Genomic DNA, 24,571 nt, shown 5'->3' on the forward strand with positions numbered 1-24,571 from the left:
CCTCTTTCTCTCCCCCGCTTCGCTCCTCCGAGAAAGAGGCGGCCCCTCGCTCGTGACGGCGTGTCCCTCCGCTTCGCTCCGGGCCACACCGTCCACACTGGCGGCTCCGCCGCTCTCCGCGCTTCGCGCGTCGATCACCGAGGGCGGCGCGGGTCGGGGGCGCTGACGCGCCTGGGGCGGGCGGACTCGGTGGGCCGGGGAGAGTTTCCTTGCTTACGAGTTGAACTGCCTGCCGGCGGCGGCCGCGTCGGGGGCTGAGGGGTCGGAGCGGAATCCTCGGAGCCTGTGAGGGCCCAACCTTCGTGGCGGAAGGAACAGGTGGAGGGGGTGGGTACACAAAGCCGCACAACCGACGTGGGGTCAGGCTCCGTTCTCGGGGGTCGAGTCGTGGCGTTGCAGGAGCTCGATCCAGTAGCAGGTCCATCGGTGGAGCAACTCGGTCATGGGGCTTTCCTTGAGTACGGGTCGCTGCCGGGGTGGCGGCGATCGGGGGTTGGGTCGTTGCGCCGAGGCTCTCATGTCTTGGGTGGGCAAGGCGCGCTGGGTGTAAGGAAGTTGAATGGGCTTGGGTAGACGATGTCGATGAACTGTCCTGCGTCGGTGGAAGGGGTCAGCCGAGGTAGCCGAGCGCGCCGACGGCGCCCAGGCCGCCGGCGGCCATGAAGAGGGGCATCAGGACCTTGACTTCGACCTTGGCGCCGGCGCGGAAGCGCATGGACTTCGGCGGACCCAGGGGGTACCAGCGCTTGCGGCCGATCGGTATGGGCCACAGGATCGGGCAGCCGGAGATGGTGAGCGCGTCACCGATGCAGTGGGTCAGGGCGCCGAGGGCGATCGGGAGGCCGACCCACCAGTACTCCTGGCCGGGCTCGGTGAAGAACCAATTCGAGCCGTTGCCGGGGCGGTTCAGAATCTCGACGAGCATCCAGGTGCTGGTACCACCCAGCAGCCAGACCAGGATGTCGCTGTGCAATCGGGCCTGGCGCCACAGCAGGCCCTCGATGGCGAGCACCATGTGGACGAACAGGACGCCCAGTACGCCCCAACGGCCGCCGTAGGCGCAGATCGCGGAGGCGCCGACGCCGACGAGCAGGGCCCATACCCAGGTGTGGGTGAGGGTGCGGTGGCCGCCGTTGCGGCGGGGGTCGCCCTTCTTGCGGGTGGCCTTGTAGGTGGCGGTGGCGAGGGCGTCGACCAGGCCGCAGAGGATCAGGGATATCGGCCCGAACGAGCGGGAGACGGTGGCGGCCTTGTGATCCAGGTCCGGGCCGAGGGCGGCGCCGGCGCAGATCAGGCCGCCGACCACCAGGACGGGCCAGGGCATCGGCCGACCGTAGGCATCGGCGGCGGCACCCGCGGCCATCCACGCGCATGCTCCGGACAGGGAATGGGCCGGCCCCATCATGTGGTCGTGCTCCTCTGTTGAACCCGGGCGAACCCCGAGCCCGCACAGTGGCCGCAGTTTAGCGGTGGTGATCACGGCGGCCGTGAACGCCCATGGGGAGATGTGTCTTTGGTGGCCGACCCGCGAAGTCTGTGGCCGGCCGGGCGCGATGCCGAAGGCGCACGCCGACGTCCCTGGTGTGTCGACGTCTTCGGTTTGGCGCGTACACGATGCCTGCGGTGGTGCCCCATCAACGGGCGGGTGGATCTCGCTCGGCGTCCGCGGCACCGCGCTGATCGGGCACGACACCCGGGAGCCCACCCGAAACCGGCGGGGTGATCGACGCCTGCCGTGTTGCCTCTCCGGATGGGATTTCCGGCCGTTTTTCGGAAGCCACTCTTTTCTCTTGTGAGAAAATGGTATCGGTGAGACCGGATTTGACGTTTGGCCGGAGAGCAAAATTCTCTCGCCCGGCAGGGCTCGCAGTGTTGTCGTATTTTCATCGAATGATTTCGCTGACCGGAAAGCAACCCGGTGCATGGCCCGTTTATCTCTCATCGGGGTGCGCAGCCCGCCTGTAGCGTCTGCGCGGGGTGCTCGATTCCCTGGCGGTGTGCACTTCCGAACGGCCGAGCATTTTTTGCACGTGCGGTGGTTCGGCCGGTGATCCGAGGAGTGCGGCCTGCCCGACGAGAGGATGCATATGGTCAGCCTGCCCATACCCCGAGGCCCGCAACTGATCATCCAGTCGGTATCCGGAATGCACATCACTCCGCTCGGATGGGCCGACGGTGACGTATCGGCCGTCGTGTGGCGAGACGCCGCCGCGTCGGCGTACAAGATGTCGCAGTGGGAGCTCATCCCCGAGGTCGGATACGGCGACCGCGTCGTACGCATCAGGAACGCCGCATACAACAAGGACACCGGTGCTTTCGATCGGAGCCTCGCCATCGTCGGGGAAACCCCCGAGAGCGGTGCGGCCGTGCTGTCGAGCAAGTCCGACAGCAAGAGCGAAGGGCAACTGTGGCGCCTGGTCTCGATGGACAGCGCTCAGGCGGACTTCGTGATCAAGCCGCTGGGGGTCGACGGCTTGGTGGTCGCCACGCGCCAGAGTTATCAGGGAGGGAATGCCGTCCTACAGCTTGAGGAAGTCGGGCCGTGGACGGACCAGTTCTGGCGCTGGCAGAAGGCATACGGCTGACGGCCGACCTCGATCCGTGTTGAGATTTCCCCGCACCGCTCTTTGTCGGGCGGTGCGGGGCTCGGGCCGGCAGGAGGGGCCGGTCCCCGGTCTTTGGCCAAGGTTGGAGACCGGTAGGTTTGTGTGGCCGAGAGCTCCGGAGGCCGGGCTCCCCATTGCGGAGCCGCCGAAAAGGTAATGGCGAATTCCGCTCGGCCCTACCTCTGCGAGGACTTGTCCACTCGGCCGGTACTTGCGCTCTGATCCGGCACGGTCGAACAAGGGACGGCGATTTCAGTCGACGAGTACCCCGAGGTCGAATGGGCCGAGTCCGGGCCGGGTTCGTGTTGGTCGCCGTGCGAGTGCTATTCGCTGTGGCGTTGGTCGGTACGTAGCCGGAAGACCGTGTAGTCGGCGTCGTCCTCGGTGGTGTTGCCGTCCGCGTCCGTGACGGACACCGTGGTGAGCCCGGCGGATGCGGCGAGTGCCTCGAATCCGGGGCGGGTGTACCAGTGGAGCAACCATGGGCGCTCCGCGACGGTGCTCGCTTCTGGTGTGTGGCGTTCGTAGCGCAGCAGGGACGTCTGGGTTCGTCGGGCCTCGTTGCGTTCCTCGGACACCAGGGAGAACCGCAACTCCGCGCCGTCGTCGGCGATGGCGGTGTGTACTTCCCCGATCCGATCGGCCGGGCTGGGGGAAGGGACGTGCAGTGGGATCAACGCGGTACCGCCGTCGACCAGGTGGCGGCGAATGCCTTCGAGGGCGGCGGTGGCCGCGCTGTCGTCCGGAAGCAGGTTGAAGGTCGGGCCGGCCAGGAAGATCGCCCGGAATTTGCGGGGCAGGTCGAGCGCCTCCATCCGCTGATGGTGGAGGGTGACGGCGATTCCCGCCTCGCCGGCCCGACGCCGGCAGCGCGCCAACATGTCGGCGGAGGAGTCGACGCCCTCGACGTCCAGGCCGTGTCGGCGCAGCGCGAGCAGCGGATCGCCGTCTCCGCAGCCCAACTCCAGGGCCGGGGCGCCGGTTTCGCGGAGGAAGGCGGCGTAGGTTTCGGGGTCCGGGGAGAAGGATCTCAATGGGGCATAGGACTCCGCGACGATCCCGGTGTAGAAATCAGCCGGATCCAGGTCCATTCGTCCGTCCTTCCGCCGGTTCTTCGACGACCGCCGGGCACGGCAGTGATCCGGTCGGCGTTGTCGGCGCAGGGTAGTGCGCGGCGGACCGGAGTCACCAGCGAATTGGCGTCCCAGGTCGTGGGGCCCGGGCGCACTGCGGGCCGATTCCCGTGCGTCCTAATTCACTTCCCCGACGACGGCCCGGCCCTCGGCGGCGGCCGCGACGTAGAAGCGGGCGATTTCGAGGAAGCCGGTCCAGCCTTCGTCGGCGAGACCTGTGGCCACGCGCGCGACCTCGTCCGCAGTCAGGACGAAGGCGGCCCCGCCGCCGGGGTCGGACGCCTCGACAGCGGCGCATCCGTTGCCGGTTGCCCGGGCCAAGGCGGGATACACGCTCATCCATTCGGCCGTGCCCTCCTCGACCTCGGCCCGGCCCTCGGCGATGTCGCAGAGGGCGCGGTAGTCCTCGCCGTGCGCCTCGTGGGTGCCGCGCAATTCAGCGACCGGATGCGGACGTTCCCGCGCTTTACCCGGCAGCGCGGGCTCGATCTTCACCAGCGTCAACCACATGGACACGGCTACAGCGCCTCTCGATCGTGGGCCCGTCCCTCGCTGTCGTTCAAGCGTGCGGAAAGTACCGGCCCGCGCCGACAACGCCCGCACCGCGCCGGGCTCCAACAGGCCGAGGGCCGGCGCGGCTCCGCCCTTGCGCGCGGGCACCGGACGTTATCCTGGCGTCGTCGTCGAGCCGGGTCAGGAGCCGAACTGCTCCGTGTGGGCGGGAGGAGTGGGGACGCTGGAACCGCTGCCGTCCTCGGGCTCTTCGGCCGGGCCGACCGCAGGCGCCGGGCCGCGGTCGAGGCGCAACTCGACGCCAACGCAGCGTTGGTGCGGACCGCCGCGGTCCCCGACGACGTCCGGCGTGCGCTGCTCGGTTTCTGGGCCCAGGAACTGGCCGAGTTGCTCCGCCGGGACCCCGCCGGCCGCGAGGACCTCGCCCGGCTGACCCACGAGGTCGGCGGTGCGCTCCCGGCCGACCGCCGGGCGTTCGTCCTCGAACAGAGCAACACCGCTCGCGACTTCGGCACGGTCTTCGCCGTCCAGCACGGCGACCTGCACACGCCCGGAACCGGGGCATGAGCAATCCGCGGACCGCACCCTCCACGTCCTCGGCGTAGATTCGTGCAGGCCCGGGGTGGTACGCCCCCGGCGGTGAGGCAGCCGGTCCTCCCGGGCCTTCCGTCCATACGGGAGCCTGCGCCGTCCGTCCGACCCGACGACGACTATCGCAACCCGGCCCCGCCCGCCGCGGCGAAGCCGCCCTCATATGCGGCGATCACCGCCTGGGTCCGGTCGCGCACACCCAACTTGCCCAGTACACGGGCCACATGCGTCTTGACCGTCTCCGGGCCCAGGCCGGTCCGATCGGCTATCTCGGTGTTGGACAGGCCGCAGGTGATCAGGCGCAACACCTCCCGCTCGCGGTCGGTGAGGCGGGCGAGGCGGGTTCGCAGTCCGGCGTTCGCGGTGCGGGCCGACGCGTGGCTGAGCGCCAGGTCGCGGATGGCGGATGGGAAGAGGAGCGAATCGCCGCGGGCCACGGTGCGGATCGCGTGCACCATTTCATCCGCCTTCGCCCGCTTCAGGAGGAAGCCGTGGGCGCCGGCGCGCAGGGCGTCGTAGACGTAGTCGTCGTTTTCGAAGGTGGTCACGATCAGCACCCTCGGCTGCGGGCTCGGGGTTTCGTGCAGGATTCTGGCGGTGGCTTCGATGCCGTTCAGGTCGGGCATGCGGACATCCATCAGGATCAGGTCGGGGCGTAGTTCGAGTGCACCCGCGACCGCCTCCGTTCCGGTGGCGGCCTCGCCGACCACCGCCAGGTCGGGTTCGGCGGCGACGATGGCGGACAGGCCGGCGCGGACCAGGCTTTCGTCGTCGGCGATCAGGACGCGTACCGGGTCGTTCACGGATGTCCTTCCAGGGGGATGCGGGCGCTCAGGTGCCACGACCCGTCACGTGGGCCGGCGGTGAAGGTGCCGCGCAGTACGGCGATGCGCTCGGCGGCGCCGCGCAGGCCGCGTCCGCCACCGCGTCGGGTGGTGCGGGCCTCGGCCGCCGGATTGGCCAGGTCGATCGCCAACTCGCCGTCGATCACCGCGATTCGGAGGCGGACCGGGACCTCGCCGGCGTGCCGCAGTACGTTGCCCAGGCCCTCCTGGACGATTCGGTACGCCTCCCGGGAGACCGGCTTCGGCACGACGGACACCGCGCCCACCAGGTCGAGTTCGACGTCGGCTCCCGCCGCCCGGGTACGCGCGACCAGGCCGGTCACATCGGCCAGGGAGGGCGTCGGGGCGGTGGTGGCGTCGGATTCCTCGCGCAACAGGCCCAACACGTGGTCGAGTTCGGCCACCGCATCGCGGGCGGTGTCCTCGATCGCGGCCAACGCCCGGGCGGCGAAAGCCGGATCACGCTCCAGGAGCCGACTCGCGGCAGCCGCCTGGATGCCGACCGCGCTGAGCGCGTGGCCGACCGAGTCGTGCAGGTCGCGGGCGATCCGGGCGCGTTCGGCGAGGCGTTCGGCGCGTTGCTCGGCGAGCGCGAGACGGTCGGCGGGGGTCGGGCCGAGCAGGGTCGGAGCGAGTCGGGCCAACCAGGAGCCGGCAACGGCGGACAGGGGCAACGGAAGCAGCACCAGCACCAGGCCGACCGGCAGCCAGGCGATCGGGAGCGCGTTCGCCGGTTCGGCCCACGGGAACACCTTGGCGAGGGCCGGGGCCAACGGCAGCACCAACAACACCACACCCCCGGGCGGCGCGGCGAGCGAGACACCGGCGACCACACCGCCCAGGAGCGCATGCGACGTGAACCACGCGGAGGCCCGCCGCCGCGCCGCCGCACTGGTCGCCGGGACGCCGAGCACCTCACCGTGCGGGGCGCACAACACTCGTGCGGCGCTCCCTTCCAGGGTGCGGACGAGCGGGACCAGGCCGGCCACGGCCACGAACGGCAGCGCCAACGCCAGCGCGACCAACTGCGAGGTGAGCGGCTCCGCCGGCGTGCCCCGAAGCAGTCCGGTGGCGGTGAGCACGGTGAGCGCGGCCAGATGAAAGGGCATCAACAGGGCACCCCCCAAAACCAGATGCACCCACCGCAACCGCGCCTGCCGCCCGAGCAGCCGCCGCCCGAGCCCCCCGATCATCCGGCCGACAACTCACTCCGACACCCGTTCCCACCGGACGGCTGCGACTGCGTCGGGGCGGGCCGCGCGACGATGGCGGCGTGCCGGGCGTATTCGGCCAGGAAGAACCAGCCGATGGTCAACGCCAGCACACCGGAGATCATTTCGGCAGTGTAGACAAAGTGGAGCAGCGAAGAAGTCCGCTCCGCCAACGTGCTTTCGGGCGCGGCCCCGGCACTGATCAGCCCCATCCAGCCGCCCCACCCGAACGCGCTGCCCGCGCCGAACCAGGCCATCGCCAACGGACCCCGAACCCGCGCGCCACCGATCCGATACACCAGCACGATCAGGCCCACCGCGCCGATCAGGGCGAGACCACCCTGTACGCCGTCCATCCACCGCCCGGTCGCGTCGCGATCGGCGACCCAGCGCTCGCTCATCCCGAGGTCCGAACCCAGCGCCCACGTCATCCGCAGCACCCCGGCGACGCCGAGCAGCACCGCGGCGGCCGTACCGAGGACTCGCTGCGCGTCGCGTGTGCCGGCCGGATCCGGCAGCGCCCGAACCCGCACCCGCAACAGCGCACCCCAACGTTCGTGGACGTAGAGCCCGAAGGCCGCCAACAACACCGCGCCTTCCACGATGAAGCCGCCGTAGACGACCGCGTACACCCAGGGCCGCAGGAAATCGTCGCCCGCGAACGGGTTGCCGGTACTCCCGACCGCCGCGCCCAGCAGGCTGAGCGGGACGGCCGTCATGATCACCACGAGCAGCCCCGAGGCCACCCACAGCGGCAGCGTGATCAGCCAGGCCCGGATCCGGGCCTCGCGCGGCCGACTGAGTGTGTACGCGATCAGCGCCGCGATCGTGTCCATCCCGAACGTGAGCGCGTTCGCGGCCACCCACTGCGCGCGATTCAACTCGTCGGGATGCACCACACCCACGTCGACGCCGACCACCCAGAGCAGCTTCAACAACAGGTACGGCGAACACGCGAGCACCGCCGACCACGCAAGCCGCCGCCGCAACGCACCCCGCCCGGCGGCGTCCGGTACGTCGGCGCGTGGGCCCGCCTGCGCGGGATCCGGGGCGGCGGTGTCCGCGCATGTCGGATCGGGCGCCGCCGAGTGCGGGTCGGAATGCGTGGGCTCTCTGCTCTCCATGCGGACCAGCCTTCCGCCGACCCAGCCCCGCCCGCGTCGCCGCACACGCCGATCCCGATCCCCCGGATGGGGGACGCCCCCTCATCGGCATACCTACCGACCCCGAACAGGTCCGCGCCGGATCGCGGCCACGTCTCGGCCACTGGGATGTGCACCCACCCGCTCCACCCATCGCGTTCGGCGCGGAGGTTGGGCTTCCACAGGCGCCCGGGCCTCGAGCGCGGCTGCCCGCCCGCCGTCGCACGAGCCGGCGCGTCAGCGCCCCCGACCCAGCCCACCCCAGCGATCGACGCGCGAAGCGCGGAGAGCGGCGGAGCCGCAGAACTTGGACGGTGTGACCCGGAGCGAAGCGGAGGGGCACACCGTCCCGAGCGAGGGGCCGCCTCTTTCTCGGAGGAGCGAAGCGGGGGAGAGAAAGAGGTGGTGCCTCGCGAGCCGGCGACGAAGTCGCCCAACAAGCAGCAACGCCGCGCTCGCGACTCCGGCTCCGCCCCTTCGCTTCCCGCGCGTCGCGCGTCGCGCGTCCCGGCCGAGCCCGCGACTCCCGCCTCTCCCTCGCCGCGCCCACGATCCCGGCTCCGCCCCTTGCTTCACGCGCGTCGCGCGTCCCGGCCGAGCCCGCGACCCCCGCCTCTCCCTCGCCGCGCCCACGACCCCGGCTCCGCCCCCTCGCTTCCCGCGCGTCGCGCGTCGCGCGTCGCGCGTCCCGGCCGAGCCCGCGACCCCCGCCTCCCCCTCGCTGCGCCCACGACCCCGGCTCCGCCCCTCGTCACCCCGCGCCCCGCGCCCCCGTGTAACAGCCCCGCTCCGGTTTCACCCCCGTCCCCGTCCGTGACGCAGGCCACGTCGCCCCGGAGCGCCATCGTGAGCTCGACCCACTCGTATCCCCGGGCTGCTGCGAATTCGGCGCCATCCCGGCGTGTCAGCGCCCACGACTTGATCGTCGACAAGGGATCGACGAGCTCGCGAGGAGAGCGGTGGAGCCGCCACACCGGGCCCGAGGGGCCGTTTCCCGAAGCGGTCGCCGGCCGCCCACGAATACTGTGCATGGCAGGATTGCGCCGGTGAGGATTCCCGCGCTTCGTCGTCGACGGCATACCGAGGTCACCGGTTCGTTTGCCCGGGTCGATCGGCGTACCAAGGACCTCACCAAGCGGCTTCGCCCCGGGGACGTCGCCATCATCAACCACGGCGATCTCGACCGGGTCGCCGCCGAGGCGCTGGTCAAGTGTCGGCCCGCCGCCGTCGTCAACGCCGCCGAGAGCATCAGCGGGCGCTACCCCAACATCGGGCCGCAGCTGCTCGTGGAGGCCGGCGTACCGCTCCTGGACGCCGTCGGCGGGAGCGTGCTCGACCGGATCCGTGAGGGTGAGCTGGTTCGGGTCGAGGACAACGTCCTCTATCGCGGCGACGACCCGATCGCCGTCGGCACCCTGCTCGACGCGGAATCGGTGGCGGCGGCGATGGAGAAGGCCCGGGCCGGGCTGTCCGAGCAGATCGAGGCGTTCGCCGAGAACACCCTCAAGTACATCCGCGAGGAGCGCGAACTGCTCCTCGACGGTGTCGGCGTCCCCGAGATCCGGACCCGGATCGACGGCCGGCAGGTGCTCATCGTGGTCCGCGGCTACCACTACCGCGAGGACATCGCCGCGCTGCGGCCGTACATCCGCGAGTACCGCCCGGTGATGATCGGCGTGGACGGCGGCGCCGACGCGCTGCTTCAGGCCGGCTACAAGCCCGACATGATCGTCGGCGACATGGACTCGGTGTCCGACCAGGCGCTGCGCTGCGGCGCGGAGATCATCGTGCACGCGTACCGCGACGGGCGCGCCCCCGGGATGGAACGCCTCGAGGAGCTCGGTGTGGACGGGATCGCCTTCCCCGCCACCGGCACCAGCGAGGACATCGCGATGTTGCTCGCCGACGACGGCGGCGCGAGCCTGATCGTCGCGGTCGGTACGCACCTCACGCTCGTCGAGTTCCTGGACAAGGGCCGGGCCGGCATGGCGAGCACCTTCCTCACGCGGCTGCGGGTGGGCGGCAAGCTTGTGGACGCCAAGGGCGTCAGCCGTCTGTACCGCAGCCGCATCTCCACGACATCGCTGCTCATGTTGTGCCTCGCCGCGCTGATCACCATCGCGGTCACCGTGCGGGTCACCCCGCTCGGGCGCGCGTACTTCCACGTGTTCGGGGCACAGTGGGACGCCTTCGTCTACTGGCTCCAGGGACTGTTCAGTTGATCGACTTCAGATATCACGTCGTCTCCATCATCGCGGTCTTCCTGGCCCTGTCGGTCGGGCTCGTACTCGGCGCGTCCTTCCTCAAGGAGGCGGCCGTCACCGGGCTCGACACGCAGGTTCAGGACCTGGCCCGGAACAACGAAGGGCTGCGTCGCGAACTCGACCGGGCGAACGCCGGTACGAGGTACCTGAACGGCATCATGAACACCGTCGGGCCCGAGCTGGTCAAGGGCAAGCTCGCCGGCCACAAGGCGGTCGTGGTCGCGCTGCCCGGCGCGGACACCAAGCTGACCGACAGCATGGTCAAGCTGCTCGACGGCGCCTCCGCGACGGTCACCGGCCAGGTGGGGATCAAGGGCGCCTGGACCGACCCCAAGCGCGAGGCCGAACTGGTCACCGCGCTCGGCACCAACGCCACCGCGTTCCCGACCGGGTCGGCGACCGAGCGGGCGGCGCGGGTGCTCGCGGGCGCGATCACCGAGACGCTGCCGCCGGTGCAGAGCGGTACGCCCGGCGGAACCTCGACCCAGCCGCCCGTGAGCGGTTCGCCGGCCGGCTCGACGCCCCCCGGCACGTCCGCGTCGGGCGCGCCGCCGACCGGCGCGGGAACCACGTCCGCGCCGCCGAGCGGCCAGACGCCCGGCCAGACCCCGGGCTCGGGCACCCCGGGCCAGAACACCAACCAGAACAACGGCACCACCACGCCCGCGACGCACAACACGCAGGCCGCGACCGAGACGCTGACCAGGCTCAAGGAGGCCGGCTTCGTCGACGTCAAGGACAACCCGGCCACCGGCGCCGACCTGGTCGTGATCGTCGCGCCGTCCGGGGCCACCGGCGGGGACGACCCGGGGCGAATCAACAACATCCATCTTTCGCTCGCGCGCGCCCTGGACACCGGCGACGACGGTACGGTCATGGCCGGTACCGCGTCCGCCGCGCAGGAGAACGGCGTGATCTGGGCGCTGCGCCGTAACGATCAGACCGCCAAGGCCGTTTCCACCGTGGACACCGCCGACACGCCTGTGGGGCAGGTCGCGGTCGTGTGGTCCCTGATAGTCGAGGACAAGCAGGGCAGTTCCGGTCAATACGGTACGACGGGCACCACCGACGGTCCGTTGCCGGAGCTGCCGAAGAAGGAGACGTCGTGACGAAGGCCGCTGCCCCCGCTCGTGTCGCGGACCGTGTCGGGGCCCCGGTCGCGGCCCGCCGAGGCCGGCCGGGTCGCCTGGCGACCGCGCTGGCCGCGACCGGCGCGGCGCGGGCCGCGTACGCCGCGTTGACCCGCCGCCCGCCGGGCGAGGCCGCGCTGTGGGAGCGGCGCAACCACCGCGGCGAGGTGCTGACCCTGCTCGAAGGGCCCGCGACGGCGGTCGGTACGGCCGTCGCCGCCGCGTGTGCCCCGGGGGTGCCGGGTCGGTGGCGTGCGGCCGGTGTGCTGGCGGCGGTCGCGGGGGCCGGGTTCGGGACCTACGACGACATGGCCGGGTCGAGCGATCGGCGCGGGTTCAAGGGCCACCTCGGCGCGCTCGCCAAGGGCGAACTGACCAGCGGCGGCGTCAAGATCGTCGGACTCGGCGTGGCCGGCCTCGCGGCGGGCGCGCTCGTGCAGCGGCGGCCGGTGGACAAGCTGCTCGCGGGCGGGGTGGTCGCGGGTACGGCCAACCTGATCAACCTGTTCGACCTGCGGCCGGGCCGCGCGGCCAAGGCGGTCCTGATCGCGGGCGCGCCGCGCGTGCTCCGGGGCGGACCGGCGGCGGCCCTCGCGGCGGCCCCGGTGGGTGCGGCGGCGGCGCTGCTGCCGGAGGACCTGGGCGAGAAGTCGATGCTCGGCGACGCGGGCGCGAACGCGCTGGGCGCGGCCCTGGGCGTGGCCCTCGCGGCCGGCTCCGGGCGCGGGGGGCTGGTGGCCAAGGCGCTCGTGCTGGCCGCGCTCACCGCCGCCAGCGAGAAGGTCAGCTTCACCAAGGTCATCGCCGGCAACCGGCCGCTGAACGCGATCGACATGCTCGGCCGCCGTGCGCCCGCCGCGACCCCGGTGCCCCGGCAGCCGGCCGCCGAGGGAGCCGTCGCACCGGCATGACCGGCAACGACCGACGGCCCGTGGGCGCGCGACGGGGCGTGCCCACGAGCGGTACGCGGATGACCGGCGTCCCGACCCGGCCGGCCGCCTGGACCGCCCGCACCCGCCCTCCACTCCCGACGGGTGAGGTCGACGGATGACGGCCACCCGAGGCCACTCTCGCCGGCCGCACGGCAGCGAAGCGGACGCAGGACCTGCCGGGACCGGGACCGGGGCCGGGACCGGCGGCGTGCGTCCCGAGCCCGGAGCGGGTGCCCCGCCTGCCGATGGCGAAGCCGACGCCGTGCCCGAGGCCGCCGCGTCCGCCGCCGACGACAGGGGAGCCGCCGGCGTACCCGATGAGCCCGCCACCGGCGCCGCGCCTGCCGATGAGGGAGCCGACGCCGCGCTCGCCGAGCCCCGGACCGGCGGCGTGCCCTCCGAGCCCGGGGCCGACACCCCGCCTCGCGGGCAGGCCGACGAGCCCGCCACCGACGGCAAGGGAGCCGACGGCGTAAACCCCGAGTCCGCCGCCGGCGCCGCACCCCCCGCCGCCGCCTCCCGCCCCCGCGGCGTGGTCCGTGGTATCGCCGGGGCCGCCGCGTTGATGGCCGTGGTCACCGTGTTCGCCCGGTTGGCCGGGTTCGGGCGGCAGTTGGTGTTTTCCGGGACGGTGGGTGACACCGTCCTGGGCACCGCGTACAGCACGGTCAACTCGGTGCCCAACATCGTCTTCGAGATCGTCGCCGGCGGGGCGCTGGCGAGTGTGGTGGTGCCGGTGCTGGCCGGCCCGGTGGCCAAGGGCGCACGTCAGGACGCCGGGCGGATCGCGTCGGCGCTGCTCACCTGGGTCGTCCTGGTGCTGACCCCGATCGTGCTGCTCGGCGCGCTGCTCGCCCGCCCGATCGCCGAACTGCTGTTGGCCGGCAAGGCGGACGGACCCGGCGTCGCGGACGTCGCCTCCCGGATGTTGCTCGTCTTCGTGCCGCAGGTGCTGCTGTACGGGATCGCCGTGGTCGCCGGCGGCATTCTCCAGGCCCATCACCGCTTCCTGGCCGGGACGCTCGCGCCGCTCGTGTCCAGCCTGGTCGTGGCCGGCAGCTACCTGCTCTTCGCGAACCGGTACGACGTCGACCTCGACAACCTGGCCGCCCTGCCGCGCGGCGCCGAACTGACCCTGTCGCTGGGCACCACCGCCGGCGTCCTGGCCCTGGCGCTGGTCACCGTCGTACCGCTGCGCTCGACCGGCCTGCGACTGCGCCCCACGCTGCGCTTCCCGGACGGCGTGGCCCATCGGGTGCGCACCCTCGCGCTGGCCGGCGTCGCGACGCTGATCGCCCAGCAGGCCGCGACGATCGCGGTGATCCTGCTCGCCAACGGGCGCGGTACGCACGGATCCCTGGTCGTCTACCAGACCACGTGGATGGTCTACCTCCTCCCGTACGCGGTGCTCGCGGTGCCGATCGCCACCGCCGCCTTCCCGCGGCTGAGCGCGCACGCGCACGACGGCGACCGGGACGCGTTCGCGGACGCGGTCGCCGCGACCACCCGCACCGTGCTCCTGGTCGGCGCGGCCGGCACCTCGCTGCTGCTGGCCGCCGCCGCGCCGCTGGGTCGGTTCTTCGCGCTGTTCATGGCCGGTTCCACCGAGCCCGAACAAATGGCCTGGGCGCTGGCCGCCTTCGCGCCCGGCCTGATCGGGTACGCGCTGATCGCGCACCTGGGCCGTGCGCTGAACGCCTCCGGCCACGGTCGCGCCGCCGCCGGCTGCGTGGTCGCCGGGTGGTGCGTGGTCGTGGTCGCCGACGTCGCGCTCGCCTTCGCGCTGCCCGCGCGCTGGACGGTGGCCGCGCTCGGCCTGGGCAACACGATCGGGATGACCGTGGCGGGACTGCTGCTGGCCTACGCCGTGGTCCGCACGGCCGGCCCGCGGGCGTTGTCCGGCGCCGCGATGGTCCGGACGGCGGTGTGCGCGTCGGCGGCCGCGTTCGCCGGTGGCGCGGCCGGGTTCGGGGCGTCGCGGGCATTCGGGACCGGCGGCATCGTCTTCACGTTGATCATCGCGGCGGTTGCCGCCATCGTGGGCACCCTGGTGTTCGCGGGAGTCGTATCCGTGACCGTCGGCGAGGCCGTCAGGGCCACGCTGCGCGGGAGGCGGACGGCCGAATCGGAAGGGGAGCAGCGACGTGGACACGACGACTGAGGCGCGAGAGCGCACCGAGCCGGCCCGGCTGCGGGCCGTCCTTGTCCTGGCCACGTCCACCGGCGGGATCGGCGCGCACGTGCGCTCGCTGGCGGCCGGCCTGGTCGGGCGCGGGGTCGCGGTGACCGTGTGCGGCCCGGCCTCGACCGAGGAGCACTTCGACTTCGCGGGCACCGGCGCCCGATTTCGGGTCGTCGAGATCGGTTCGGGGCCGCGACCCACCGATCGGGCGGCGCTGCGCGAGCTGCGCGCGGCCTGCGCACCCGCGCACGTGGTGCACGCGCACGGACTGCGCGCCGGGTTGGCGGCGGGCAACGCTCTCGGTCGGCATCGGGTGCGCCGCAGGCCGCTGGTGCTCACACTGCACAACGCGGTCCTGGTCGGCGGCGCGAAGGGTGCGTTGACCCGGGTGCTGGAGGGCCGCGCGGTACGGGCGGCCGACGTCGTCCTGGGCGCCTCGACCGATTTGGTCGACCGGGCCAGGCAGCTCGGCGCGCGTGACGCCCGGCTGGGACCGGTATCGGCTCCGCCGCTGCCGCCGGCCGAGCGAGACCGGGCCGCGGTGCGGGCCGAATTCGACGCCGGGGACCGGCCGCTGCTGGTCGCCGTGGGCAGATTGGCCCCGCAGAAGGACTACCCGGTGCTCCTGGACGCCGCGCGGCAGTGGTCGGACGAACGACCGGCGCCCCTGCTCGTGATCGCCGGAGACGGGCCGCTGCGGGAATCGCTCCAGGACCGGATCGACGCCGAGTCGTTGCCGGTTCGCCTGCTCGGCCATCGTGCGGACGTGGCCGACCTGCTCGGCGCCGCCGATCTCGCGGTCCTGCCCAGCCGCTGGGAGGCCCGGGCACTGGTCGCCCAGGAGGCGCTGCGCACCGGTGTGGCACTGGTTGCCACACAGGTCGGCGGAATCCCGGAGCTGGTCGGCGACGCGGCGGTACTGGTTCCGGCCGGCCGGCCGGACGACCTCGCCGCCGCGGTCCGCGACCTGCTCGCCGACCCGACCCGGCGCGCCGAACTCGTCGAGGCGGGCCGCGCCCAGGCCGTGACCTGGCCCGACGAGCGGGAGACCATCGCCCAGGTGCTGAGCATCTACGAGGAACTCGGCCCGGTGTGACCCCGCGCCCGTCGTGGGGGCCGGTGCACCGCGCCGGACCGGCGGGTCGACGGCAACGGCGACACGGGCGACGAGAAGGGGCGACGAGCCGGTCGGCTCGTCGCCCCTTGTGGTGGTCGTCAAACGTGGTCCGCGGGACATGGCGTCGGGGAGGTACCGCCCGGGATCGGTGCGCACACCTGCACAGGGCGCCCACCCGACCCACTCGTCCCGCCGCCGCGGTGTCCCGCCGCCGTGACGCCCGCCGCGATCAGTCCTGCTCGCCCACCTCGGTGCGCATCGTCGCGGTCAGCCGCAGCGCCGTGTCGATCAGCGGCACGTGGCTGAACGCCTGCGGGAAGTTGCCCACCTGGCGCTGGAGCCGCGGGTCCCACTCCTCGGCGAGCAGGCCCAGGTCGTTGCGCAGCGCGAGCAGACGTTCGAACAGCTCGCGTGCCTCCTCCACCCGGCCGATCATCGCCAGGTCGTCGGCCAGCCAGAACGAGCAGGCCAGGAACGCCCCTTCGTCACCCGGCAGGCCGTCCAGGCCGACGCTGGTGCCGTTGGTGGGGTAGCGGCGCACGAAGCCGTCCTCGGTCAGCTCGCGCTGGATCGCCTCGATCGTGCCGATCACCCGCTTGTCCTCCGGCGGCAGGAAGCCCACCTGCGGGATCAGCAGCAGCGACGCGTCCAACTCGGTCGAGCCGTAGTACTGGGTGAAGGTGTTGCGGTCCGCGTCGTACCCGTACGCGCACACCTCGCGGTGGATCTCCTCGCGCACCCCCTTGAGGTGTTCGAGCATCTTGCCGGTGTCGGAGTCCATCGGCTCGTCCACCAGCATCTTGATGGTGCGGTCCACCGCGACCCAGGCCATCACCTTGGAGTGCACGAAGTGCCGGCGCGGTCCGCGCACCTCCCAGATGCCCTCGTCCGGGTCGCGCCAGTGCTGCTCCATGTAGTCCATCAGTTTGAGCTGGAGCGCGTGAGCGTGGTCGTTGCCCTCCATGCCGGCCTGCCGACCCAGGTGCAGCGCGTCGATGACCTCGCCGTAGACGTCGAGCTGGAACTGCTCGGCGGCGGCGTTGCCGATCCGGACCGGGTGCGAGCCCTCGTAGCCCGGCAGCCAGGTCGCCTCGTACTCGGTGAGTCGGCGCTCGCCGCCCACGCCGTACATGATCTGGAGGTTCTCCGGGTCGCCCGCGACCGCCCGCAGCAGCCACTCGCGCCACGCCTTGGCCTCGTCCACGAAACCGGTCTTGAGCAGTGCGCCCAGCGTCATCGCCGCGTCCCGCAGCCACGTGTAGCGGTAGTCCCAGTTGCGCACCCCGCCCACGTCCTCGGGCAGCGACGTGGTCGGCGCCGCGACGATCCCGCCGGTCGGCGCGTAGGTGAGCGCCTTGAGCGTGATCAGCGAGCGCACCACCGGCTCGCGCCACGGACCCCGGTAGGTGCAGCGGGTCATCCAGTCGGTCCAGAACGCCTCGGTGTCCGCGAGGGCGGCGAGCGCGTCGGTGGGCAGCGGGCCCTCGACGTGCGAGGGGTGCCACGTGAGGGTGAACGTGACCCGGTCGCCCTCGCCGACGGTGACGTCCGAATAGGTGGTCAGGCCGCGCCCGTAGGTCTCGGTGTCACTGGCGAACCACACCGCGTCCGGGCCGGCCACCGCGACGGTGCGTCCGTCCTCCTCGCGGCGCACCCACGGCACGACCTTGCCGTAGTGGAACCGCATGCGCAGTTCCGAGCGCACCGGCACCCGACCCGACACGCCCTCCACGATCCGCACCACGACCGGCGCGCCGACAAGCGCGTCCGCCGGAGGCATGAAATCGATCACCCGAATGGTCCCCCGCGGGGTCTCCCATTCCGATTCGAGGATCAGCGAGTCGCCGCGATACCGGCGGCGTGTCGCGGGGCCGCCGGAAAGCGGCGCGACCCGCCACGAGCCGTGTTCCTCGCTGCCGAGCAGGCCCGCGAACACGGCGGGGGAATCGAAGCGGGGGAGGCAGAGCCAATCCATGGAACCGTCGCGGCCTACGAGAGCGGCGGTCTGCATGTCCCCGATGAGGGCGTAGTCCTCGATGCGGCTGGTCACGGGCAACGCTTTCCGTTCCTGGTCGTCCTGATGGTGCCGGTCGTCCCGTCGTGCGTACCGGGTTCGGCTGAGGGGCTGGGCTCGCACGTGACTGGCTCGTACGTGCTGCGTTCGTGAGTGCTGTGTTCGTGCGTACCGCGCTCGCTGTTCGACGTGTTCTGATCAGCGATTGATCGATTCATTCCAGAGTGCACCACGCGCGCGTGATCGACCGCCGTAACGGTGGTCGGATCGACCGGTGCTCCCGAAATGTCGTCCCGTCGGGATCCGGGGGACGCGCACCCGTCGCGCGCGTGTGCCCACCGCTGCGCGCGGGTGTCGGCGAACGGAGAGAGGCTCGTGCACCGCCTGCGTAGCATAGTGCGCCATCGGCGCTGAAACGTGCCTGCTTTCGCCGACCCGATCGTTGACTCTGTGTCGAATCCGACTCGGCCGATCCGTCGGCATGTGCCCGGAATCTCCCGTGCGTTGTCACTCTGGGCAATCGCCGTATGGTGTCGCAGTTGTTCCGCACCGGGTGCGGGACCTCGGCCCCGGACGCTGTTAGGCTGGTATCCCGTGGACTTGGTGGGACTGTTCCGGGCCCGCATCGGCCCAGCAGCGTCCCCTTCGAAATCCCCTCGATCGCAACCACGGGAGCCCCTCCTTGGCAGTGCCTCAGACGCCCAGTCGCGCCCGGCAGGCGAAGCACCTTTTCGTCACCGGAGGCGTCGCCTCCTCGCTCGGCAAGGGGCTCACCGCGTCGAGCCTCGGAGCGCTCCTCAAGGCGCGCGGCCTGCGGGTCACGATGCAAAAGCTCGACCCCTACCTCAACGTCGACCCCGGGACGATGAACCCGTTCCAGCACGGGGAGGTGTTCGTCACCAACGACGGCGCCGAGACCGACCTGGACGTCGGCCACTACGAGCGCTTCCTCGATGTCGACCTGCACGGCTCGGCCAACGTGACGACCGGTCAGGTCTACTCGACGGTCATCGCCAAGGAGCGTCGCGGCGAGTACCTCGGTGACACCGTGCAGGTCATCCCGCACATCACGAACGAGATCAAGTCGCGGATCCGGGCCATGGCCGTGGACGACGTGGACATCGTGATCACCGAGGTCGGCGGCACCGTCGGCGACATCGAGTCGCTGCCCTTCCTCGAATCGATCCGCCAGGTCCGGCACGAGGTCGGCCGGGACAACGTGTTCTTCCTGCACGTCTCGCTGCTGCCCTACATCGGCCCGTCGGGCGAGCTGAAGACCAAGCCGACCCAGCATTCGGTCGCCGCGCTGCGCAGCATCGGCATCCAGCCGGACGCGATCGTGCTGCGTGCGGACCGGGCGGTGCCGCAGGACATCAAGCGCAAGATCTCGCTGATGTGCGACGTGGACGAGGAGGCCGTGGTCGCGGCCATCGACGCGCCGTCCATCTACGACATCCCCAAGGTCCTGCACTCCGAGGGCTTGGACGCGTATGTGGTGCGCCGGCTCGGGCTGAACTTCCGGGACGTGGACTGGACCCAGTGGGACGACCTGCTGCGCCGGGTGCACCAGCCCGAGCGCGAGGTCACCGTCGCGTTGGTCGGCAAGTACATCGACCTGCCCGACGCCTACCTCTCGGTCACCGAGGCGATCCGCGCGGGCGGCTTCGCGAACAACGTTCGGACCCGGATCAAGTGGGTGACGTCGGACAACACCGCGACGCCGGAGGGCGCCGCGCGTGAGCTCGGCGACTGCGACGCGGTGCTGATCCCCGGCGGGTTCGGCGACCGCGGCGTCGAGGGCAAGGTGCAGGCGATCGCCTACGCCCGCGAGCACCGGATCCCGACCCTGGGCATCTGTCTGGGCCTGCAGTGCATGGTGATCGAGGCCGCGCGCAACCTGGCGGGCCTGGCCGGCGCGAACTCGCTCGAGTTCGACCCTCAGGCCGCGCACCCGGTGGTGGCGACCATGGCCGACCAGCTCGACATCGTCGCGGGCCAGGGCGACCTGGGCGGCACGATGCGGCTCGGCCTGTACACGGCGGACCTGGCCGCGGGCTCGATCGCCCGCGAGGTCTACGGCGCGGCACAGTCCGAGGAGCGGCACCGGCACCGCTACGAGGTCAACAACGCCTACCGCGGGCAGTTGGAGGAGACCGGCCTGGTCTTCTCCGGCCTCTCGCCCGACGGCCGCCTGGTGGAGTACGTGGAACTGCCGCGCGAGCAGCACCCGTACTTCATCGCCACCCAGGCCCACCCGGAACTCAAGTCCCGCCCGACCCGCCCGCACCCGCTCTTCGCGGGCCTGGTCGCGGCGGCGGTCCGCCGGATCAAGGGCGAGGACCGCGTCGCGGAGACCACGTCCTGACGCACGGCCGGCGCCCGACCGACAAGCCGACAGGCCGGTAGGCCGACAACACAAGGAGCCACCCGCCCGGATGATCGGGCCGGTGGCTCCTTGGCGTCGGGTCCTCGACGGCGTCTACTTCAGCGCACTCACGAAGCGCGCCCAGGGTGCCTCTCCGAAGCCCAGAACCGGGCCCAGGACCACTTTCGAGTCCCGCGCGCGAACGACGTCGCGATCGGGCGCGACCTCGACGCAGTCACTGTCCTGGGTGCTGTGGTGGCTCTTTCTCCACGCCAGATGTGCTTCAGAACTCACGGTCACTCCACTTTGTGACGTATTGCCGGATCATGGCGACGGATTCTCCCGGGGCGAGTCCCGCGCCCATCAGTCTGTCGATCAGTCGTTGGCCGCGCTGAATATAGGACGGCTCGTCGGTTGCCGGAAAGGGGCCTGCGGCACCGGCGTTGATGATCACGCTCGGCTCTTCGTCGGGGTAGTCGAACTTCGTGAACCCGGATCCCAGAATGGCGACGGCAGCGGATCCGAAAGGGATCACGACGAGGTGGACGTTGGGCAACTCGGCCAGAATCAGCAGGTGTTGCAGCTGTTCACGCATCACCCGCTCGCCGCCGACGTCGATTCGGAGAGCCGCTTCGGTGATGAACGCGGTCATCCGCAAGGGCGGGTCGGCGTACAGACGTTTCTGGCGCAGCAACCGCACCTCCGTGAAGATGGCGGTGCGCTCCTCGCCGCCACCGTCGGTCTGGGCGGTGAGGGCCCTCGCGTAGCGCTCTGTCTGCGTCAGGCCCGGGAGGCCGAGAGGCGTGAACGTCTGGCATTCGATCGCGGTGTGCTCGGCGCGGATGAATTCGGCGTAGGCGCTGGAGACCGTGTCGCCGTAGGCGTCCCACCACTGTTCGACCTCCTGGCGGCAGGTTTCCCAGAGGGCGAGCACGGCCCGGGTGTCATCGTCGCTTGCGCCGTATCTGCGTAGCAGGACCCAGACGGTCTGCTCGTCGATGTCCTTCTTCTTGCCGAGTTCGAGGCGACTGAACGTCGCGACTGACATGTCGACTTCGCTGTGTACGTCGACCATGGACAGCTTCGCGGCCACCCGGAGGCGGCGCAGCTCCTGCCCGAGCTTGACGTGTCGAGGGCTGGATAGGGCCATGCCGCTCAGTCTGCCGCCGGAAGAGCGACGCAAGTCGGCTGCCATGAGAATTCTTGTCCAGATTGACAATTCTCATGCGAAGCGGAACGGTAGAGGGGCGCTACGTACTGCATCCGTATGCATGCGAGGCGTGATTTCGCTGTCGTCCTCAGGACGGACCCATCACACCCTCGGTGTCACATCTCGGGAGCTGCCATGCAGCCGTGTGCCCAGAAGTTCGATCTTCCGTTGTCCGTCCACTCCGTCAAGACGGCTCGTGGTCTCGTTCGGGACTTCTGCATACGGCATGGCTTCCCGGAGCGGGTCGGGGACGGGGCCCTGCTGATCGTGTCCGAGTTGGTGACCAACTCCGTCGTACACGTGAAGCCACAGGTGGGCGCGCCGCAGGAGTGTCAGTTGATGCTCACCTGGCAGCGGCGGGAGTTCGAGATGGGAGTCTGGGACTACGACCCCATGCCATGCCCGGTGATCCGACCCGCCGGCGCCGAACTCGAGTGCGGGCGGGGCCTTGCCATTGTGCTTGGCCTGGCTGAAGGCTTCACGTGGATGAAGGCCACCAACGGGAAGTTGGTAGCAGCTCGGTTGCGGGTGGCCCCGGCTCCCGGGTCCGTCGCCTCCGCGTGGGATGGCGCGGAAGGTCTGCTCGGGTCATGGTCCGCAGTGTTCGAACAGTCTTCGGAGGCGTCATGACACCGAAGGTTCGTGGTGGATACGTCGCTGGTGATTCGAGTCGGAGACCGACACGCCGATCACGCGGATGGATCGGAGCGGGTTGCGCACGGGCGGCCCACGTCGTCTTCGACGCTGCCCGGCTTGGTGGTCGACATGATTTCGTTGGCGCAACCGGCGCCGGAATCCGAGGTGTTGGAGATCGGCACCGAGTTGTCGACCGGACTAGCGGGCGACAACGCCGCGAGTGAGTACGTCCCCCGCATGGCCTGGTCGGTAGACGTCGCGCATCCGAACGATGAAGGAGCGCAACAGAGTTGGACGCAACATCTCGTGACACAAGCCGCGCACGATCAGGCACAGCAACGCCGTGATCCGCGGCTTCCACGAGTTCTGGATCGCATCGGGTAGCGGTCCGCTGGTCAATCCGGTGCCGTTGGCCAGGAGCGTGAGGCGGCGCCCGACGCCCATCACAATCCACTGGGTCCGTATGGCGGCGAGGGGCGGCTGCGCTACAACCCCAAGGTCCCACGGCGCCTGCCGCGACAGATGCCGGACGAGCGATGGAACGAACGGCTTCGAGACGGCGGTCGCGAGGTCGACGTTACTCATCTTCACGCCCACGTCCCCGCGTGCTGAAGAAGGTCGACCCGTGAGCGGGGAGCCGGCCCAAGCGGGGTCAGTCGTCAAAGAAGTCCGGATCGACCGAGGTCAGAAGGATGCCCAATTGCTCGGGCGATCGATACAGATCGCGCATGAGGACGCCCAGAGCTTCAAGGACCTCGCGATTCGACGAGTACACGGCGAACATCCCGGACTCGGAATCGTGTTCCAACCGGTCCGCCGCATCGGGCAGGTGCCGGGCCACGAGAAGTCGCGCGATGCCTTCCCAGGTATAGCCGTTGCCTTCTCGGCCCGCGGCCTGGATCACCGGCATCAGCTCACGCCAGTCCGTGAGTCGAAGGCTGTGACCGGGATCGAACTCGATGTCTTCGAGTAGAAACGGAGCCAGATCATGCGTGGTCATGGCGCAACGATATCCATCGTCGCAGTGCCGCAACACGGAGTGAACGCCACGGCACGAGGTCGTCGTCTCAGTCCGGAAAAGGGTCGGGATATGGGACAGCGCTGTTGGCGTCCCGCTTCGGAGCCGGGCGGATCACCAGCATCGATGTCGATGACTACCCGGTCGAGGTGGCGCAACGACGCCTCCAATCGATCGGACTGTCCCCCCGGGTCCTGGTCGGCAGTGCGCTGGAGTCGCTTCCGGGCAGGTTCGATCGCATCGTCGCCACGGTCGGGATGCCTCGGAATCCTCGGACCTGGCTCGAAGCACTCAATCCGGGTGGCCGTCTCGTGACGACGATCGCAGGCACCTCGGTCGTCATGCGACAACCGGCGGGGAAACGCCTGGTGAATGCCTCGGCCAACCATGGCGCTTGTTGGTGACAGGTCGTCAGGATCTGATCCGCGTCGCCCGCGGCGTGTGGGGTCCGGGGAGGTCCGGGCGCCGATGCCCGCACTCGGGATCGCGGCCTCCGCCGTTGCACGTGGGGGGTCGGCGATGGTGACTCGCGCACGAGTGGGTCTGGTCGGGGTCGTGATTCTTTGGGCCGGCACGTCGTGGCTCACGCAGCACTGGTGGCAGGAGGTCGCCCGTCGACTCATCGACCCGAACACCTCGGTCGACGTGGCCGTCGACCAGACCCCGAGAACGGCGACCAGTCCGGCACTCGTGCGGAGTCGGGAGCGGCCGGGAACGATCGGCACGCGTCCGGCTGCGGGCTGCGCCGGGCTTCGGCTTGTCGGAGCCGGGCGGGGTGATCCGGGAGCACTAGGCTGACCGGTCGGGCGGCGGTATTCGGCCGGCGGCCGGTTGAAGGGGAGCGCATCGTGAACGACCCGGGCACTCGGGCGAGGATCGTCGACACCGCCGAGGCGTGGCCCGTCGCGGAGAGCGAGACGCCGTTCAAGGGGCGGGCCTGGTCGATGCGCAGTGACGTGGTCGAGATGCCGGACGGCAGCAGTGCGCGGCGCGACTACCTGGACCACCCCGGGGCGGTGGGCGTGGCGGCGTTGGACGAGCAGGGGCGGCTGCTGGTGCTGCGCCAATATCGGCATCCGGTGCGGCACAAGTTGTGGGAGATCCCGGCCGGACTGTTGGACGTGCCGGGGGAGAACCCGCTGCACGCCGCCCAACGGGAGTTGTTCGAGGAGGCCCACCACGAGGCCGGCACCTGGAACGTGCTGGTGGACGTCTACACCACACCCGGTTCCTCGGGCGAGGCGATCCGGGTGTTCCTCGCGCGCGGGTTGTCCGAGTCGCGGGCCGAGCGGTTCGCGGTCGAGCACGAGGAGGTCGGGATGGAACTGGCCTGGCTGCCGCTGGACGAGGCGATCACCGGGATCCTCGCCGGCGAACTGCACAACCCGATACTGGTTTCGGGAGCGCTCGCGCTCTCGGCCGCGTTGGCGGGGGACGGGCTGGACGCGCTCCGGGCCGCGGATGCGCCCTGGCCCGCTCGGCCTTATTGACAGGCCACGATCGCGTCTTGGTGGGCCGGGGATCTTTCGTGCCCGCCCCCACCCGTCGCCTCGGGGTGGAAAGGCCGCGGATTCGGCGCCTCGGGGTTGGCGAGTCGGACCTCCCGGGCCGGTACGTGGCCGTAATCTGCGCGATGGGTGTGGGTGAGACAGGGGGCGTCTG

The 24,571-nt window shown here is 70.9% G+C and carries 22 protein-coding genes; 11 read left to right on the forward strand and 11 right to left on the reverse strand.

The features are described from left to right. Positions 1 to 610 precede the first annotated feature (610 nt). On the reverse strand, positions 611 to 1,405 hold the full coding sequence (locus A3IC_RS0139365; protein ID WP_026219265.1) for a metal-dependent hydrolase: 795 nt from the start codon (positions 1,403 to 1,405) through the stop codon (positions 611 to 613). A 682-nt stretch (positions 1,406 to 2,087) separates the two neighbouring features. On the opposite strand from A3IC_RS0139365, the gene A3IC_RS0139370 reads away from it, so the two are divergent. Further along, on the forward strand, positions 2,088 to 2,585 hold the full coding sequence (locus tag A3IC_RS0139370) for a hypothetical protein (protein WP_020555569.1): 498 nt from the start codon (positions 2,088 to 2,090) through the stop codon (positions 2,583 to 2,585). Positions 2,586 to 2,929: 344 nt separating this feature from the next. Here the strand turns inward: A3IC_RS0139370 and A3IC_RS0139375 are convergent, their stop codons facing one another. Both A3IC_RS0139375 and A3IC_RS69200 read right to left on the reverse strand, forming a co-directional pair. After that, positions 2,930 to 3,697, reverse strand: coding sequence for a methyltransferase domain-containing protein (locus A3IC_RS0139375; protein WP_020555570.1), 768 nt, complete (start codon positions 3,695 to 3,697; stop codon positions 2,930 to 2,932). Positions 3,698 to 3,856: 159 nt separating this feature from the next. After that, positions 3,857 to 4,249: a hypothetical protein gene (locus tag A3IC_RS69200; protein WP_020555571.1), complete on the reverse strand. Its 393-nt coding sequence runs from the start codon at positions 4,247 to 4,249 to the stop codon at positions 3,857 to 3,859. A 204-nt stretch (positions 4,250 to 4,453) separates the two neighbouring features. On the opposite strand from A3IC_RS69200, the gene A3IC_RS59185 reads away from it, so the two are divergent. Beyond that, the gene (locus A3IC_RS59185; protein WP_020555572.1) at positions 4,454 to 4,819 is read left to right on the forward strand and encodes a hypothetical protein; all 366 of its coding nucleotides are present in this window, start codon (positions 4,454 to 4,456) and stop codon (positions 4,817 to 4,819) included. 143 nt (positions 4,820 to 4,962) lie between these two features. Here A3IC_RS59185 and A3IC_RS0139390 read toward each other — a convergent pair whose 3' ends face one another. The 3 genes from A3IC_RS0139390 to A3IC_RS59190 all read right to left on the reverse strand — a co-directional run bounded on the left by A3IC_RS0139390 (position 4,963) and on the right by A3IC_RS59190 (position 8,023). Next, positions 4,963 to 5,646: a response regulator gene (locus A3IC_RS0139390; protein ID WP_020555573.1), complete on the reverse strand. Its 684-nt coding sequence runs from the start codon at positions 5,644 to 5,646 to the stop codon at positions 4,963 to 4,965. Continuing rightward, complete coding sequence (locus A3IC_RS0139395) at positions 5,643 to 6,797, reverse strand: sensor histidine kinase (RefSeq protein ID WP_245599789.1); 1,155 nt, start codon at positions 6,795 to 6,797, stop codon at positions 5,643 to 5,645. Before A3IC_RS0139395 ends, A3IC_RS0139390 begins: the two co-directional genes overlap by 4 nt. Before the next feature lie 80 nt (positions 6,798 to 6,877). Beyond that, positions 6,878 to 8,023, reverse strand: a complete 1,146-nt coding sequence (locus A3IC_RS59190; protein ID WP_020555575.1) for a hypothetical protein — start codon at positions 8,021 to 8,023, stop codon at positions 6,878 to 6,880. 1,064 nt (positions 8,024 to 9,087) lie between these two features. Here A3IC_RS59190 and steA point away from each other — a divergent pair. The 5 genes from steA to A3IC_RS0139425 all read left to right on the forward strand — a co-directional run bounded on the left by steA (position 9,088) and on the right by A3IC_RS0139425 (position 15,645). Beyond that, positions 9,088 to 10,263 carry a putative cytokinetic ring protein SteA gene (gene steA / locus A3IC_RS0139405; protein ID WP_020555576.1) on the forward strand — a complete coding sequence of 392 codons (1,176 nt, stop codon included), beginning with the start codon at positions 9,088 to 9,090 and terminating at the stop codon, positions 10,261 to 10,263. Beyond that, complete coding sequence (locus A3IC_RS0139410) at positions 10,260 to 11,414, forward strand: copper transporter (RefSeq protein WP_020555577.1); 1,155 nt, start codon at positions 10,260 to 10,262, stop codon at positions 11,412 to 11,414. The genes steA and A3IC_RS0139410 overlap by 4 nt, the downstream gene beginning before the upstream one ends. After that, entirely contained in the window at positions 11,411 to 12,346 is a 936-nt protein-coding gene (locus A3IC_RS0139415; protein WP_020555578.1) for a hypothetical protein, read from the forward strand. Before A3IC_RS0139410 ends, A3IC_RS0139415 begins: the two co-directional genes overlap by 4 nt. A gap of 283 nt (positions 12,347 to 12,629) precedes the next feature. Beyond that, entirely contained in the window at positions 12,630 to 14,528 is a 1,899-nt protein-coding gene (locus A3IC_RS59195) for a lipid II flippase MurJ (protein ID WP_020555579.1), read from the forward strand. Next, on the forward strand, positions 14,512 to 15,645 hold the full coding sequence (locus A3IC_RS0139425; RefSeq protein WP_020555580.1) for a glycosyltransferase family 4 protein: 1,134 nt from the start codon (positions 14,512 to 14,514) through the stop codon (positions 15,643 to 15,645). Before A3IC_RS59195 ends, A3IC_RS0139425 begins: the two co-directional genes overlap by 17 nt. 250 nt (positions 15,646 to 15,895) lie before the next feature. Here A3IC_RS0139425 and A3IC_RS0139430 read toward each other — a convergent pair whose 3' ends face one another. Further along, a complete protein-coding gene (locus tag A3IC_RS0139430) occupies positions 15,896 to 17,716 on the reverse strand; it encodes a glycoside hydrolase family 15 protein (protein WP_020555581.1) in 1,821 nt (606 codons plus the stop codon). Positions 17,717 to 18,368: 652 nt separating this feature from the next. Between A3IC_RS0139430 and A3IC_RS59200 the strand changes: the two genes are divergently transcribed. After that, complete coding sequence (locus A3IC_RS59200; protein ID WP_020555582.1) at positions 18,369 to 20,045, forward strand: CTP synthase; 1,677 nt, start codon at positions 18,369 to 18,371, stop codon at positions 20,043 to 20,045. 114 nt (positions 20,046 to 20,159) lie between these two features. On the opposite strand, the gene A3IC_RS65855 is transcribed toward A3IC_RS59200, so the two are convergent. Both A3IC_RS65855 and A3IC_RS59205 read right to left on the reverse strand, forming a co-directional pair. Continuing rightward, positions 20,160 to 20,339, reverse strand: coding sequence for a DUF397 domain-containing protein (locus A3IC_RS65855; RefSeq protein WP_079026979.1), 180 nt, complete (start codon positions 20,337 to 20,339; stop codon positions 20,160 to 20,162). Continuing rightward, positions 20,329 to 21,240 (reverse strand): helix-turn-helix domain-containing protein, encoded by a 912-nt coding sequence (locus A3IC_RS59205; protein ID WP_079026980.1) that lies wholly within the window; start codon positions 21,238 to 21,240, stop codon positions 20,329 to 20,331. Before A3IC_RS59205 ends, A3IC_RS65855 begins: the two co-directional genes overlap by 11 nt. Before the next feature lie 183 nt (positions 21,241 to 21,423). Between A3IC_RS59205 and A3IC_RS63275 the strand changes: the two genes are divergently transcribed. Next, a complete protein-coding gene (locus A3IC_RS63275; protein ID WP_052174020.1) occupies positions 21,424 to 21,885 on the forward strand; it encodes an ATP-binding protein in 462 nt (153 codons plus the stop codon). A gap of 204 nt (positions 21,886 to 22,089) precedes the next feature. On the opposite strand, the gene A3IC_RS69205 is transcribed toward A3IC_RS63275, so the two are convergent. Beyond that, the gene (locus tag A3IC_RS69205) at positions 22,090 to 22,482 is read right to left on the reverse strand and encodes a hypothetical protein (RefSeq protein ID WP_158696286.1); all 393 of its coding nucleotides are present in this window, start codon (positions 22,480 to 22,482) and stop codon (positions 22,090 to 22,092) included. A gap of 61 nt (positions 22,483 to 22,543) precedes the next feature. Continuing rightward, positions 22,544 to 22,891, reverse strand: coding sequence for an Imm51 family immunity protein (locus A3IC_RS59215; protein WP_020555587.1), 348 nt, complete (start codon positions 22,889 to 22,891; stop codon positions 22,544 to 22,546). A gap of 11 nt (positions 22,892 to 22,902) precedes the next feature. On the opposite strand from A3IC_RS59215, the gene A3IC_RS0139465 reads away from it, so the two are divergent. Then, complete coding sequence (locus A3IC_RS0139465; protein WP_079026982.1) at positions 22,903 to 23,313, forward strand: methyltransferase domain-containing protein; 411 nt, start codon at positions 22,903 to 22,905, stop codon at positions 23,311 to 23,313. Between the two features lie 444 nt (positions 23,314 to 23,757). After that, complete coding sequence (locus tag A3IC_RS0139470; protein ID WP_020555589.1) at positions 23,758 to 24,399, forward strand: NUDIX domain-containing protein; 642 nt, start codon at positions 23,758 to 23,760, stop codon at positions 24,397 to 24,399. Positions 24,400 to 24,571: the final 172 nt, after the last annotated feature.

The sequence above is a fragment of the Embleya scabrispora DSM 41855 genome, assembly GCF_000372745.1.
Lineage (GTDB): Bacteria > Actinomycetota > Actinomycetes > Streptomycetales > Streptomycetaceae > Embleya > Embleya scabrispora.